At 41.5% G+C, this 14653-nt stretch carries 15 protein-coding genes; 6 read left to right on the top strand and 9 right to left on the bottom strand.

Annotation, left to right across the window (positions count from 1 at the left end):
- The 5 genes from ACEYJ7_RS02655 to ACEYJ7_RS02635 form a co-directional block, all read left to right on the top strand.
- Positions 1-265, top strand: a 265-nt coding sequence (locus ACEYJ7_RS02655; RefSeq protein WP_373777474.1) for a YhcB family protein, incomplete at its 5' end; no start/stop codon positions are given.
- 186 nt (positions 266-451) lie between these two features.
- Positions 452-1354 carry a siderophore ABC transporter substrate-binding protein gene (locus tag ACEYJ7_RS02650; RefSeq protein WP_373777473.1) on the top strand — a complete coding sequence of 301 codons (903 nt, stop codon included), beginning with the start codon at positions 452-454 and terminating at the stop codon, positions 1352-1354.
- 73 nt (positions 1355-1427) lie between these two features.
- Positions 1428-2384, top strand: coding sequence for an ABC transporter permease (locus ACEYJ7_RS02645; protein WP_373777472.1), 957 nt, complete (start codon positions 1428-1430; stop codon positions 2382-2384).
- The gene (locus tag ACEYJ7_RS02640) at positions 2374-3318 is read left to right on the top strand and encodes an iron chelate uptake ABC transporter family permease subunit (RefSeq protein ID WP_373777471.1); all 945 of its coding nucleotides are present in this window, start codon (positions 2374-2376) and stop codon (positions 3316-3318) included. The genes ACEYJ7_RS02645 and ACEYJ7_RS02640 overlap by 11 nt, the downstream gene beginning before the upstream one ends.
- Entirely contained in the window at positions 3315-4073 is a 759-nt protein-coding gene (locus ACEYJ7_RS02635; protein ID WP_373777470.1) for an ABC transporter ATP-binding protein, read from the top strand. Before ACEYJ7_RS02640 ends, ACEYJ7_RS02635 begins: the two co-directional genes overlap by 4 nt.
- Positions 4074-4137: 64 nt before the next feature.
- On the opposite strand, the gene folC is transcribed toward ACEYJ7_RS02635, so the two are convergent.
- Both folC and accD read right to left on the bottom strand, forming a co-directional pair.
- The gene (gene folC / locus ACEYJ7_RS02630; RefSeq protein WP_373777476.1) at positions 4138-5439 is read right to left on the bottom strand and encodes a bifunctional tetrahydrofolate synthase/dihydrofolate synthase; all 1302 of its coding nucleotides are present in this window, start codon (positions 5437-5439) and stop codon (positions 4138-4140) included.
- Entirely contained in the window at positions 5436-6356 is a 921-nt protein-coding gene (gene accD, locus ACEYJ7_RS02625; protein WP_373777469.1) for an acetyl-CoA carboxylase, carboxyltransferase subunit beta, read from the bottom strand. Before accD ends, folC begins: the two co-directional genes overlap by 4 nt.
- 214 nt (positions 6357-6570) lie before the next feature.
- Here accD and ACEYJ7_RS02620 point away from each other — a divergent pair, with 214 nt between their 5' ends.
- Positions 6571-7767, top strand: a complete 1197-nt coding sequence (locus ACEYJ7_RS02620) for an amino acid aminotransferase (protein WP_373777468.1) — start codon at positions 6571-6573, stop codon at positions 7765-7767.
- Positions 7768-7873: 106 nt separating this feature from the next.
- On the opposite strand, the gene argA is transcribed toward ACEYJ7_RS02620, so the two are convergent.
- The 7 genes from argA to pstB form a co-directional block, all read right to left on the bottom strand.
- Positions 7874-9181: an amino-acid N-acetyltransferase gene (gene argA, locus ACEYJ7_RS02615; protein ID WP_373777467.1), complete on the bottom strand. Its 1308-nt coding sequence runs from the start codon at positions 9179-9181 to the stop codon at positions 7874-7876.
- Positions 9182-9305: 124 nt separating this feature from the next.
- On the bottom strand, positions 9306-10373 hold the full coding sequence (locus ACEYJ7_RS02610; RefSeq protein ID WP_373777466.1) for a lytic transglycosylase domain-containing protein: 1068 nt from the start codon (positions 10371-10373) through the stop codon (positions 9306-9308).
- Between the two features lie 35 nt (positions 10374-10408).
- The gene (gene truB, locus ACEYJ7_RS02605; RefSeq protein WP_373777465.1) at positions 10409-11326 is read right to left on the bottom strand and encodes a tRNA pseudouridine(55) synthase TruB; all 918 of its coding nucleotides are present in this window, start codon (positions 11324-11326) and stop codon (positions 10409-10411) included.
- 2 nt (positions 11327-11328) lie between these two features.
- Complete coding sequence (gene rbfA, locus ACEYJ7_RS02600) at positions 11329-11712, bottom strand: 30S ribosome-binding factor RbfA (RefSeq protein WP_373777464.1); 384 nt, start codon at positions 11710-11712, stop codon at positions 11329-11331.
- A gap of 110 nt (positions 11713-11822) precedes the next feature.
- Positions 11823-13112, bottom strand: a complete 1290-nt coding sequence (gene phoR, locus ACEYJ7_RS02595; protein ID WP_373777463.1) for a phosphate regulon sensor histidine kinase PhoR — start codon at positions 13110-13112, stop codon at positions 11823-11825.
- Between the two features lie 8 nt (positions 13113-13120).
- Positions 13121-13813: a phosphate regulon transcriptional regulator PhoB gene (phoB, locus tag ACEYJ7_RS02590; RefSeq protein ID WP_373777462.1), complete on the bottom strand. Its 693-nt coding sequence runs from the start codon at positions 13811-13813 to the stop codon at positions 13121-13123.
- Between the two features lie 75 nt (positions 13814-13888).
- Complete coding sequence (gene pstB, locus ACEYJ7_RS02585; protein ID WP_373777461.1) at positions 13889-14644, bottom strand: phosphate ABC transporter ATP-binding protein PstB; 756 nt, start codon at positions 14642-14644, stop codon at positions 13889-13891.
- Positions 14645-14653 lie beyond the last annotated feature (9 nt).

Raw genomic sequence — 14653 nt, 5'->3', positions numbered from 1 at the left:
GAAAGCGGCGACCACTAAAATCGACGAACAAAAACAACAGTTGGAAAAACATTTCGAACAATCCGCTTCGTTGTTGGCAACACTTGCCGAAGATTACAAAAAACTCTATTCTCACTTGGCAAAAGGCTCCCAAACCCTACTCCCTGAAGCCGAAGCGAATAAAATCGAGTTTTTCCAAGTCCAATTGGGCAATAAACCTGCAGATAGCCCGGATGATCAACCGAAAGATTACTCCGAAGGCTCTTCCGGTATCTTAAAATCTTAATCTCATTTCTAAACATCAAAAAGTCGAAACCGATGTTTCGGCTTTTTTATTTACGCTTCATTTTTCTCTCTTTTATACGGTTAAAAAACCAGCAAATCATGTTTTTTACTATCTTAGTATTTTACAAATAATAAAATATCATTAAAATCATTTGAGAATTGTTCTCAAAATTATTAAGAGGTAAATATGATAAAAAAAACATTCCTTACACTCGCTTGTATTGCTGTGTTCACGACTTCTGCTTGGGCGAAAGAGGTCACTATTCCAACTGCTCGCGGCGATGTTACGCTCTCTGCGCCTATTAATAAAATTGCTGTTTTTGATACCGGCAGTATTGATACCTTACATGCTTTGGGCGTAAAAATAGATGGAGCGCCGGATGTAGACAATATCTTGCCTTATACAAAACCCTCTCTTGAAAATGCCAAAAATGTGGGAACGGTTTTTGAACCTAACCTTGAAGCGCTAAACGAATTAAAGCCTGAATTAATTATTGTTGGTACGCGTACGGCAAAAAAATTTGATGACGTCAGCACCTTAGCAAAAACCATTGATATGACCGATAACGGTGACAAATTGATCGACAGCGGCTTACAACGTATCGACAGTTTCGGAAAACTCTTTAACAAAGAAGAGAAAGCAGCAAAATTAAAAACGGAAATCGAAACATTGTTTAATGAAACAAAAGCCGCGGTAAAAAACAAAGGTAACGGCTTGATTATCCTTGTAAACGGCGGAAAAGTTTCAGCCTTCGGTTCCGGTTACCGTTTAAGTTGGATCCACAATAGTTTAGGTATTCCGCTTGCAGACGAAACCTTGAAAGGTTCCGGTCATGGTCAACCGATCAGTTTTGAATATATTCAAAAACTCAATCCAGATTGGTTGTTTGTATTAGATCGTATTGCTGCGATCGGTCAGGAAGGAAAAAGTGCTAAAGAGGTATTGGATAACGAACTTATCCGCCAAACTAAAGCATGGAAAGAAGGTAATGTGGTTTATCTTAGCAGCGCATCCTATCTTGCACCGGGTGGCGTCGAGCAAATCAAGACGGATTTAACCAATATCAAACAAGCGTTTGAGAAAAAATAATTTTCCTTTCATACAAGTGGTCCGTTTTGCAAAATTTTTTGCAAATCCGACCGCTTGTATTTTATAAACGGCTATGTTTTCTTTAAATCGAATCAACTTTCTTATTCTTATTATCCTTTGTCCGATCAGTATGGCAACGGGCGTCGCTGATTTTCAGTGGAGTGCCGTCTTCAGCAATACGGAACAAATGCAAGTACTGCTAATTAGCCGTTTGCCCAGAACTCTGGCTGTGTTATTGGTTGGCGCAACTTTAGCCGTTGCAGGTATGGTATTGCAAATCGTACTTAAAAACCGCTTCATTGAACCGAATATGATCGGAGCAACCCAAAGTGCCGGCATCGGTATCTTAGTTGCCAGCTTACTGTTTCCGGCTTCGGCTTTGATTGTAAAAATGTCAATCGCCGCAGTAAGTGCTTTAATCGGCATTGGTATTTTTACCCTTTTGCTTCACCGTTTGCCGCCACAGCAACAATTATTAGTTCCGTTAGTCGGTATTGTATTCGGTAATATTATTGATGCTATCGGCACCTTTATTGCCTATGAAACGGACAGTATACAACTGCTCAGCATTTGGACCTCCGGTGATTTTTCCGGAGTTCTGGCAGGACGTTACGAATTGCTTTGGCTCACCGCTGGTCTGGCTTTTGTAGTGTATGTGTTGGCAGATCGGTTAACCATTACCGGCTTAGGGCGCAATATCAGCACCAGTTTGGGGGTAAATTACCGTCAAATGACGTGGATTGCGCTGATTGTCGTGGCAATGATTACTTCCGTTGTGGTTGTGACCGTTGGGCAGATTCCATTTATCGGCTTAGTGGTTCCGAATATTATTTCCCGCTTAGCGGGTGACCGTCTGCGCCGGAATCTACCGTCCGTCGTTTTATTGGGTGCAAATTTAGTATTAGCCTGCGATATTTTAGGACGTATCATTAATACCCCTTATGAAGTGCCAATTTCAACGGTGTTTGGTATTTTAGGTACATTGATTTTCCTCTACTTGCTTTTTAAGGGGAAACGTTATGCGGGTTAACACACTGTTTATATTACTTTTTTTGTTATTTATCGGTTCTTGCACGCTCTTTTTGACCTATAAAGCTAACGGAAATTGGGACTTTGTGTTGCCGTTTCGCGGTAAAAAATTACTGTTATTGATTATTATCGGCTATACCATCGGTGTTTCTACCCTACTTTTCCAAACTTTAACGCATAATCCGATTTTAACGCCAAGTATTCTAGGCTTTGATTACTTATATCTGCTAACGCAAACGGCATTGGTTTTCTTTTTTGGTGGAATCGGTTTTACTCAGCTTGATCCCAGCAATAAATTTTTGTTTGAAACATTCATGATGTTAGGCGGGGCATTATTACTATTTTCAACCATTACCCGCGGCAATCCCGACTTGTCGCGTATGATTCTCGTCGGAGTCATTTTCGGGGTATTGTTTAGAAATATGAATAACCTGTTACAACGTTTAATCGATCCGAATGAATTTGCCATTGCTCAAGGTTCTTCTTTTGCTGATTTCAATACGGTTAAAGCTGAACTACTCACAATCGCTACGGTGATTGCGCTGCTCAGTGTAATTTGGGTTTGGTCTCAACGACATAAATTAGATGTTTTATTACTCGGCAGAGATTATGCCGTCGGCTTAGGCGTGGATTATCCAAAGTTTTCACAACAATTGCTGATCTGTTGCGCCGTTTTGGTTTCGGTTTCTACGGCATTGGTCGGTCCGATTCTCTTTTTAGGTTTGTTAGTTTGTGCGGTAGTTAACACAATTAGTCCGAAAGTGCATCACGCTATTCGGATTCCGATGGTTTTTATGGTTTCAGGCATTACATTAATACTAGGGCAAGTGATCTTTGAGCAAATTATGAAAATGCAAGGTGTGCTGAGTGTTGTCATTGAGTTTGTTGGCGGTATTGTCTTTATTTATCTGGTACTCAGGAAAAAGAAAAAATGATTAAAATAAATCAAGTTTCACACCATATTGGTGAAACCATTATTCTGAATAATATTAATTTAACTATTCCCAACGGCGGAATTACTGCTTTAATCGGAGCTAATGGCGCAGGTAAATCAACCCTGCTTTCGCTGATTGCACGTTTACAGAAATTGCAACAAGGGCAAATACTGTTAGATGAGATGGACATTGCTCATACTCCCTCACAAACTATTGCACAACATCTGGCAATTCTTACCCAAGATAATGTGATACACAGCCGAATTACCGTACAGGATCTATTGATGTTCGGTCGCTATCCGCATCACAATGGCAGAGTGAGTTTAGAAGATAACGAGATCGTAGAAGAAGCGTTAATACGTTTTGAATTAAAGCCGTTTTCCACTCGTTTTTTAAGTGAATTATCCGGCGGCCAGCGGCAACGGGCATTGATTGCAATGATATTCTGTCAAAAAACCAGTCATATTTTACTGGATGAACCATTAAATAATTTGGATATGTTTCATGTCCGTGAACTAATGCGTTTATTACGTAAACTGACCGATGAATTACAACTAACGACAATCATGGTTGTACACGATATTAATATCGCTGCAGCTTATGCGGATACGATCGTCGCGATGAAAAACGGTGAAATTGTCATGACGGGTAGCCCTGAAGAAATGATTACTCAGGAAAATTTAAAAAACGTCTTTAATTTAGATGCGGAAGTGTTGGATCATCAAGGAAAACGTTTGGTGGTTCATCATATCTAAAGAACCGAAATAACAGGTAATTTCAAACCTAGGGACACGGTCACCCTAGGTAGAAAACGCGATATTAATTTTCAATCCAAAGCATAAAATCAGTCACGGTAAGAAATGAGCCGAAAATCAAAATAATATCCTGTGCTGTCGCCCGACTAAATAACGCTTGGCTTGCCTCTGCCACATTTTTATACGTGACTATTGTTGCATTCGGCAATACCGCGTTTAGCTTCTGAGCAACCTGCTCACCACTCTGCCCCCGATAACCGTTCAAACCGATACAATGCCATTCGTCAATGAAACAATCCAGTGGTTTGACAATACCGGATAAATCCTTATCCACCAATGCACTGAATAGTGCATAGATTTTACGGTTCGGATTAATTAATTCTGCCAAACGCGTTGCCAGATAACGTGCAGCATGAGGATTATGTCCAACATCAACAATCACTTGTGCAAGCGGTCTATTTTGCGAGAATTTTGCAAAATTCTTATCCGTTAAAGTTTGGAAACGTCCGACCATTTGCGTCTCTGCGATCGCTTGCGCCATATTTTGTTGACTTATTTCAAACGGTAACTGACTTAACACAGCCAAGGCGGTCGCACAGTTTGGTACGGGAATTTTCGGTAACGGCATATTCAGCACTTTTTGTGACGATTGCCATAACAAGCGGTCTGTTTCTAGCAAAAATGTCCAATGAATATCTCGCTGAAAAACGTGACATTGCAACTCTTTTGCATAATCCAAAATGGACCGCGGACAATCCGGCTCACCGATAATTACAGGAATATTCGGACGAAAAATCCCCGCTTTCTCACGCCCGATGGCTTCACGGTTATCTCCTAAGAATTCAACATGGTCAATATCGATAGAGGTAATCACTGCACAATCGGCATCAATCAGGTTCGTGGCATCTAAACGTCCGCCCAAACCGACTTCTAAAATCACCACATCTAAATTCGCACGACGAAACAAATCAAATGCAGCCAAGGTACCGAATTCAAAATAGGTTAACGATTCACTTTTATGCTGTTCGATATAATCAAATGTTTGAATTAAGTCCGTATCAGACACATTTTCACCCTGAATACGCACCCGTTCATTATAGTGAATTAAGTGGGGAGAAGAATATACCCCCACACGTAGCCCTGATTTAAGTAACACGGTTTCAAGCAGTTTACAGGTTGATCCTTTACCGTTTGTACCGGCAACGGTAATTACATAGGGAGCGGGATTAAGTAAATTCAGTTGCGCCGCAACCACCCGAATCCGTTCTAAGCCCATATCAATCGGCTTAAAATGGCTCTTTTCTAAATAGGAAAGCCACGTTTCCAAAGAATCCGTGGCTTTTGGTTGAATTAATGTCGTCATTATTCCGGTTTAACTTCAATTTCTATTTCGACTTCTTCCGCTTCAATCAACTCACCGGTTTTAAACGGTGTCGGTTGATGTGTGATTTTCGCCAATAAACGAGCAAGTGCATCGCGCATCTCTTTACGGTGAACAATCATATCAATTGCGCCTTTTTCCAATAAAAATTCACTGCGTTGGAAACCCTCCGGCAGTTTTTCACGCACGGTTTGCTCAATAACGCGCGGACCGGCAAAGCCAATTAATGCTTTTGGTTCGGCAATATTGATATCACCTAACATCGCTAAACTCGCAGAAACACCGCCTAATGTAGGGTCTGTCAATACTGAAATAAACGGAACGCCCTTCTCTTTCATTCGCGCTAAAATCGCACTGGTTTTTGCCATCTGCATTAATGAGAATAACGCTTCCTGCATACGCGCGCCGCCTGATGCGGAGAAACAGATAAACGGAATATTTTCTGCCAACGCTTTTTCCGCTGCTCGAACAAATTTCGCTCCAACGACCGATCCCATAGAGCCGCCCATAAACTCAAAGTTAAATGATGCAGCTACCACAGGCATATCAAATAACTTACCGGACATCACAATAAACGAATCTTTTTCGCCGGTTTCTTTTTGCGCCGCCGTTAAACGATCTTTATATTTTTTGAGATCTTTAAATTTCAGAACATCTTGAGGCTCTAAATCCGCTGCAATTTCTTCCGTACTGTCTTTATCCAATAGACTTAATAGACGGGTACGTGCATCAATACGCATATGATGATCACATTTCGGACAAACGTTCATATTACGTTTTAATTCATCACTATACAGTACTTGTTCGCAACTTGTACATTTTGTCCACACCCCTTCCGGCACTTTTGATTTACTACCGTTTGATGAAGAAGTTTTTCCTAAAATTTTTTCAATCCAGCTCATTTTTACGCCTTATTTTTTGTTGAGAAAATTGTGCGTATTAAAGCATAAATTCATTAATTTGGGTACAGAAAAGCACAACTCCGACAAGAAATTCATGATTTGCAAAATTTCTTAGAAATCTGACCGCTTGCCTCTTGATAAAAAAACTAATTCCACGTATAAATTGCGCTTATCTTATAAACTTATTTTTACCCAACTTCATAGAGGAAAAACAATGTCCATGTTTAACCACATTCAAGCTGCTCCGGCTGACCCGATTTTAGGCTTAGGCGAAGCGTTTAAAGCCGAACCCCGCCCTGAAAAAATCAACTTAGGAATTGGTGTCTATAAAGATGCAAAAGGTCAAACACCTATTGTAAAAGCAGTAAAAGAAGCGGAGACGCGTTTACTTGCGAAAGAAAACACCAAAAACTATTTAACTATTGACGGTATCGCGGATTTTAATGCACAAACTCAAGCATTACTTTTCGGTGAAGGCGCGGAAGTGATCACATCCGGTCGCGCTAAAACGGCTCAAAGCTTAGGTGGTACAGGTGCATTGCGTATTGCAGCAGAATTTATCAAGCGCCAAACAAATGCACAAAACGTTTGGATTTCTACGCCAACTTGGCCAAATCACAATGCCATTTTCAATGCGGTCGGCATGAATATCAAAGAATACAGTTATTACAATAAAGACACCAAGGCGCTCGATTGGGATAACTTACTTGCAGATTTAAGCCAAGCGCAAGCCGGTGATGTCGTCTTGCTGCACGGCTGCTGTCACAACCCGACCGGTATCGACCCAACGCCTGAGCAATGGGAAACCTTAGCAAAAATGTCAGCGGAAAAAGGTTGGTTACCACTCTTTGACTTTGCTTATCAAGGCTTTGCTAACGGTTTAGAAGAAGATGCCTTCGGTTTACGTGCATTTATTAAAAATCACCGTGAAGTGTTAGTGTCCAGCTCGTATTCTAAAAATTTCGGCTTATACAACGAACGTGTCGGCGCTTTCACGTTAGTCGCAGATAATGCACAAGTAGCAAATAATGCCTTCAGCCAAGTAAAATCCATTATTCGCGTACTCTATTCTAACCCGTCATCACACGGTGCAAGCGCGGTAGCAACAGTACTTGCGGATCCTGAATTGAAAGCAAGTTGGATTGCAGAACTCGCTGAAATGCGTAACCGTATTAAAGAAATGCGTGCGAAGTTCGTTCAGCTATTAAAAGAAAAAGGTGCCACTCAAAACTTTGATTTCATCATCGCTCAAAACGGAATGTTTTCATTCAGTGGTTTAAGTCCGGAGCAAGTCGATCGCTTAAAAGACGAATTCGCAATTTACGCAGTACGTTCAGGTCGTATCAACGTGGCAGGTATTACTAACGATAATATTGATGCGTTATGCGAAGCGATTGTGAAAGTACTTTAGTCATAATACATCGCAAAACAGCCGGCTATCCGGCTGTTTTTGTTGCTACAAGCGGTCTGTTTCAAAGAGAAATTTGCAAATTTTTCTCAGAAACAGACCGCTTGTATTAGAGTGATTGAATCAATACTTTAGAACGGCGCTGATAGTTGTAATTATCACGTTTGTATTTTGGTAAATCGTCTACACCCGCCGGTTCAAAGCCGCGTTCTTGGAACCATTGTGTAGTACGAGTGGTGAGAATAAACAGTTTCTCGATGCCCATTTTTCGCGCACGTTTTTGAATTTCTGCCAACAACACATCGCCTCTCGCAGAATCTCGGTAATCCGGATGTACCGCCACACATGCCATTTCCGCCATTTTTTCTTCAGGATACGGATTTAATGCCGCACAGGCAATCACTACGCCATCGCGTTCAATGATAGTGTAATGGGAAATTTCCATTTCAATCTGCTCGCGCGAACGTTTGACCAAAATCCCCTGTTTTTCCAACGGATGAATCAGTTCAAGCAGTCCCGGAATATCTTGTACCGTTGCAATGCGGATATCTTCCGAATCTTGCATCGAGAGCTGAGTACCGATACCATCGCGCGAGAACAATTCTTGTAGTAATGATCCGTCTTCATTGTAACTGATTAAGTGCGCCCGCTTCACGCCGGCACGGCAAACATCGATTGCCGCTTGTAAAAAGCGGGCCTTCGCCGTGTGATAATGACCATCAACGATCATTTGATTTAAGTAGCTTTTTGCCTCTTGCGGCGGTAAGTCCGCCATCACCTGACCATCGTCATCAATTACCCCTTGTTCATGGCAAAAACCGATTAATTTATCCGCTTTTAATTTAATGGCGACTTGAGTTGCCACTTCTTCAAACGGCAAATTAAACATTTCCCCCGTCACCGAAGGTGCAACAGGACCAAGTAATACAATAGAATTTTTTTCCAGTTGCTGTTTGATACTGTCAATATTCACACGACGAACTTTGCCGCTTAACACATAATCTATACCGTCAACCACACCAATCGGTTGAGCGAGAATCATATTGCCACTGACAATATTAATTACCGGCGCATTCGGCGAGCGAAGCGATAAACGCGCAAACAGGTCGTAATGCACCTTACCGACCGCCTGTTTGACGATATCAAGGGATTGGGCATTGGTGATACGAATGTTGTTGTAATATTCGGAAACAATCTGATTTTTTTCGAGGAGTTGATTAATTTGCGGTCTGGCGCCAAACACCACAACCAGTTTGATGTTTAAGCTGTGCAGTAAGCTGATATCGTTAATAATGTTGATGAAGTTGTCGCTGTCGAGAACTTCGCCGTCAAGCATAATGACAAAGGTTTTCCCGCTGTGGAGATTGACATAGGGTGTCGACTGTCTAAACCATTGAACCAATTCTGTGTTGCGCATAGTCTTCCTTTCTTATGTTATTCTGTTTTTTATATATAAAAAAATCTGTATCGGATATCCATGTTAATTTGATATCCGATACAGATTACATACTAGCTTGCTTGTTTTTTATCAGCAAGTAAAACTATTCTACACGTTGCAAAATTCGGTCGGCAAATTTACCGATACTGATAGCAAAGTTATTTGAACGGTTCCAATCTAAAATAGTACGATAGTTTTCAGAAACTAAGAATGCTCTACCCGGTTCTCGGTCAGGTCGAACCAACCAAACTTTTGTCTGTTGTAACGCTTGCTGTTTAGCAATTTCCTGTGCGTTCGGGTAAGCCAAATAAACTCCCCACGCTTGCCATTCTGCTAACGTTTTCGCCTGATGAGGTTCAATCCCCGAGAAGGACATATCAATAGGCTGAGCCAGTTTCACTTCGATTCCCCAAGGAAGCTCTTTATCCCAGCCGACCGAGGAAAGATAAGATGCAATGGAAGCAAATGCATCATATTCGTTATTCCAAATATCTTTTCTACCGTCTCCGTCACCGTCCGCCGCATATTTCAGGTAAGACGTCGGCATGAATTGGGTTTGTCCCATTGCTCCTGCCCACGAACCTTTCATTTCACTGCGAGTAATGGTTTGACTGTCGATCATTTTCATCGCATTGATGAATTCTTGGGTGAAAAGTTGTTCACGACGACCGTCAAAAGAAAGGGTTGCCAATACGGACAACACATCGAACTTACCTTGGCTGCGACCGAAACTGCTTTCCATGCCCCACAACGCCATAATGTACTCTTTTTGTACGCCGTATTTTTGGCTGGCTTTGGTTAACTGCGGTTGATATTTTTCCCAACGATCCGCAGCGGTTTTTACCTTGGATTGCGTCAGTACTTTATTCAGGTAATTTGTAACTCCGTTCGGGTTTGGCGCCGGAGGCCTTTTAGAATCCGTGCGTTTTACCGCTTGTTCTTTATCTAATTGGATAGCTCGGGCAATATATTGAATATCGCCTTCATTCAATACGCGCTCTGAAACGCCTTGACCCGCAGCTTTTTGTTTTAAGAATACAACATAATCGTTGAAGTTTTTTGTTGTACGCGACTTGGTATATTTTTCATCTAATGCCAGCTTCGAGTAGTTGTTGCTTGCACAACCTGCCAACACTATACAAGCCGTTATCGGAATTAGGTATTTTTTCATAACCACCACTAAAATCTATTACACATTAAACGGATTTATACATTTATCATTCTGCTTGGTCTGACTACATTATCCTCTCGGATTTCTGCAACCCCCAAAAATATGCCATTATCAGAAAATAAACGAACTTGTCCATAAATTTGTGTTTCATTTGCAATCTTTACGCGCTGCCCGAAACCCACTGCTTTCGATTGTTCCGTATTTAGTTTTAATGGCACTAAACTCGAAACCGTTGTATCAATTGGTAACAAATAGCTATCTAATTGATCAAGCGGTCGGTTTTCGCTTAAATTTTGCAAATCGTCTATTGTTATCATTTTATCCATCGGGTAATTCGCTACGGATAAACGGCGCAACATTACAACATGTGCGCCGCAACCGAGGGACTCACCCAAGTCATCCACTAAAGTACGAATATAAGTACCTTTGGAACAGTGTACCTCAAGGGTTAAATACGGTACTTGATATTCGACAAACTTTAATTCAAAAATCGTAATCGGACGTGCTTCCCGTTCAATCGTAATGCCGGCTCGTGCATATTCATACAACGGTTTCCCCTGATGTTTTAATGCAGAAAACATCGTCGGAACCTGCATAATCTCACCGCGAAATGAATCAAGTGCCGATAAAATCTCTTGCTCTGTTACCGAAACATCACGGGTTTGTACTATTTGACCGTCTGCATCGGAAGTATCGGTCCGTTCACCCAATTTTGCAGTAACGAGATAACGCTTATCCGCATCGAGCAAAAATTGCGAAAACTTTGTCGCTTCGCCTAAGCAGATCGGTAACATTCCGGTTGCGAGAGGATCTAACGCACCGGTATGCCCGGCTTTATTGGCTTGGAACAGGCGTTTGACCTTCTGCATAATATCGTTAGAACTTACCCCTTGCGGTTTGTCTAACAAAAAAACGCCATGGACATCACGCCCTTTTTTACGCGGTCTGCCCACTATTATTCTTCCTCAACGTGACGCTCTTGATCTTTACGAATTACATTCGTCACAAGGTTTGACATCCGCATTCCTTCCACAAGAGATTGATCGTAAACGAAGCGTAATTCCGGCACAATACGCAAACGCATCGCTTTACCGACCAAGGAACGAATATAGCCGGAAGCGTTATTTAAACCTTCCAACCCACGTTCTACGGCGCTTTCGTCGTTATCAAATAAAAAGGTAACGAACACTTTGGCATAGGCTAAATCTCGGCTGATTTCAACATCAGACACCGTTACCATACCAATCCGAGGGTCTTTTACCTCGCGTTGTAAAATCACTGCGATCTCTTTTTGTAGCTCTTGCGCTACGCGATCACTACGTTTAAATTCTCTGGACATTGTATATCTCTTTAAAAAACGACCCCTCCAGCAATTCGGAGGGGTAAATCATTCATGCTAAAAAGTGAAACATTGTCTCATAGAACGTCAAATCAAGCAATTAACAAGCATTAAGCTAAGGGTAATTTTACTGAAAATAGGCTGCCTTTCCCAACTTCACTTTCGATGTCTAGTTGAGTGTTATATTTTGCCAACGCAAACTTGGCAATCGCCAAGCCTAATCCCGTACCGCCATTTTGGCGAGAACGACTGTTATCGACTCGATAAAACCGTTCTGACAAACGGGAAATATGTTCAGCAGGAATTCCAATTCCCGTATCCTTAACGCTGAATATGACTTGTTTATTACTGACTTTATGTAATGACACGGTAATTTCGCCTTTTTCGGGCGTATAACGTACCGCATTAAAGACAAGGTTACTCAGTGCACTGTAAACTTCATTTTGCACGCCGTTAAATTGTACGCCTTCATCAATATGAACGGTAAAAATATGCTGATCTTTAGATAAATTACGTCCTTCTTGAACAACTTGTTCAACTAATCGGGATAAATCAAAAGTTTCAAATGGTCGGGTTTGCCCTTTTTCGAGGCGGGACAAAATCAATAGATCGGAGAGGACACTCAACATTCTCTCTCCCTCTTTCTGCATGAGAGAAAGAAATTGCCGGCGCTGCTCAAGAGGTAAATCCGGATTGTCCGACAAGGTTTCCACAAAACCATTAATCACCGTTAACGGAGTACGTAATTCATGGGAAACATTGGCTACAAAATTAATTTGGTTAGCATCAAGCTGCTCTTTGTCACTAATATCTTGGGTCACTAACAGTTCATTGTAGGTCTCAAAAATAAAGCGTTGAACCAGAATTATACGTGGTAAATAACCGCTGTTTGGAAGGGAAATTTTGATAACAAGCGGTTCGTTCTGAAGTTTTTTTTGCAAAAAGCGTTGGAATTCCGGCAAACGGATAATATTTTGTAAAAAACCGTTTTGATCTTCCTCTGCATTCAAATTGAGATGTTTTATCGCAAGTTGATTAAACCATTCAATCCGTCCTTCGCGGTTTAAAATCAATAATCCGTTCGGTATCGCTTCCGCAACGCGGTTAAATCGGTCTAAACTCGTGATGATGTCACGTTTTCTTCTGACACTTTCTTTGGTTTGTTCCAGCAATCGGCTAAAAATAACATCCCAAATACCCATGCCTTGCAAATTATGTTGAGGATTTTTTTGCCAGCGTAGCAAACGGGAAAGGTAAAATAGTTCAATCGCAATCCATACTGCCAAAGTCATCGTCATTGCAATCCACATTGCATGTGCACCAAAAGCCAAATAAGTAAGCCCGGCAATGACAATGACCGCTAAAACAAGCCGCAGTAAGACAGAAAAAATGGCATTCATAACGACTCCTACACATGACTACCGAATCGATAACCGGATCCCCGTACGGTTTGTACCCATTTTTCTAATCCCGCGCTCTCCAAACTTTGGCGTAAGCGACGAATATGGACGTCCACCGTACGCTCTTCTACAAAAATATGATCGCCCCAGACCAAATCTAATAACTGTTGACGACTATAAAGTCTATCGGGATGAGTCATAAAAAAATGCAATAAGCGAAACTCTGCGGGTCCGAGCGTCATGGTTTTTTCGGCATAATTGACCGATTTATTATCCGGATCAAGCACCAACCCGTGAAATTCAATGGGTTGTTTGGTTTTATGCGGAGCGTGGCGACGAAGCAACGCTTTGATTCGTGCGACCAATTCGCGCGGTGAAAACGGTTTGGTTACGTAATCATCAGCACCGAAATTCAGCCCTTGTTCTTTATCCAACTCTTCCGAACGTGCCGTCAGTAAAATAATCGGTAAATCTTGAGTGCGTTTGTCCGTGCGCAGTTGTTGAGTAAATTGAACGCCCGAAAGCCCGGGCAACATCCAATCTAACAATAATAAATCAGGTAATTCTTGCTGAATGAGCGACATGGCTTTTTCAGCACTTTCTGCGGTTTTGACATTAAATCCGGCTTGTTCTAACGTAAATTGAATTAAGGTGGTGATAGCAAGTTCATCCTCAACAACTAAGATGGTGGTTTCGCTCATAACATCTCCAATCGTGTGACAAGCGGTCTGTTTTTGTAAAAAATTTGCAATTTCATACCGCTTGTTAGCCATTATTTAACCGAATTTACCCGTGATGTAATCTTCCGTTGCTTTAGATTTCGGTTTGTTGAAAATCTGCTTGGTTGAGCCAATTTCAATCAGCTCGCCTAAATACATATAGGCGGTATAGTCTGAAACACGCGCGGCTTGTTGCATATTATGGGTCACAATCGCAATGGTGTAATCTTTTTTCAGTTCGGTAATCAACTCTTCGATGTATGCAGTTGAAATCGGGTCTAAGGCTGAAGTCGGTTCATCCAACAAAAGTACTTCCGGATGGCTGGCAATGGCTCTTGCAATACATAAGCGTTGTTGTTGACCACCCGATAACGAATTGCCGGATTGCTTCAGGATATCTTTAACTTCATTCCATAAAGCCGCTTTTTGTAATGCCCATTCAACACGGTCATCCAACTCACTACGACTCAGCTTTTCATACAATTTCACCCCGAAGGTGACGTTATCGTAAATGGACATCGGAAACGGCGTCGGTTTTTGGAACACCATTCCGATTTTGGCACGCAGCAGATTCAAATCCACGTCGCGGTTTAAAATATTCTTGTTATCTAACAAAATTTCACCTTCGGCACGCATACCTGAATAGAGGTCATACATACGGTTAAAGGTACGCAGTAGCGTAGATTTACCACAACCAGAAGGACCGATAAAGGCGGTGACCTGTTTTTCTGCGATCTCTACATTAATATTTTTTAATGCATGGAATTGACCGTAATAAAAATTTAATTGTTGTACTGATATTTTACTCTTCATGTAAGGTCC

The sequence above is a fragment of the Glaesserella sp. genome (assembly GCF_041814905.1).
Lineage (GTDB): Bacteria > Pseudomonadota > Gammaproteobacteria > Enterobacterales > Pasteurellaceae > Glaesserella.
Note: the sequence above shows the minus strand (reverse complement) of the source record. Positions and strands in the feature narration are given on the sequence as shown.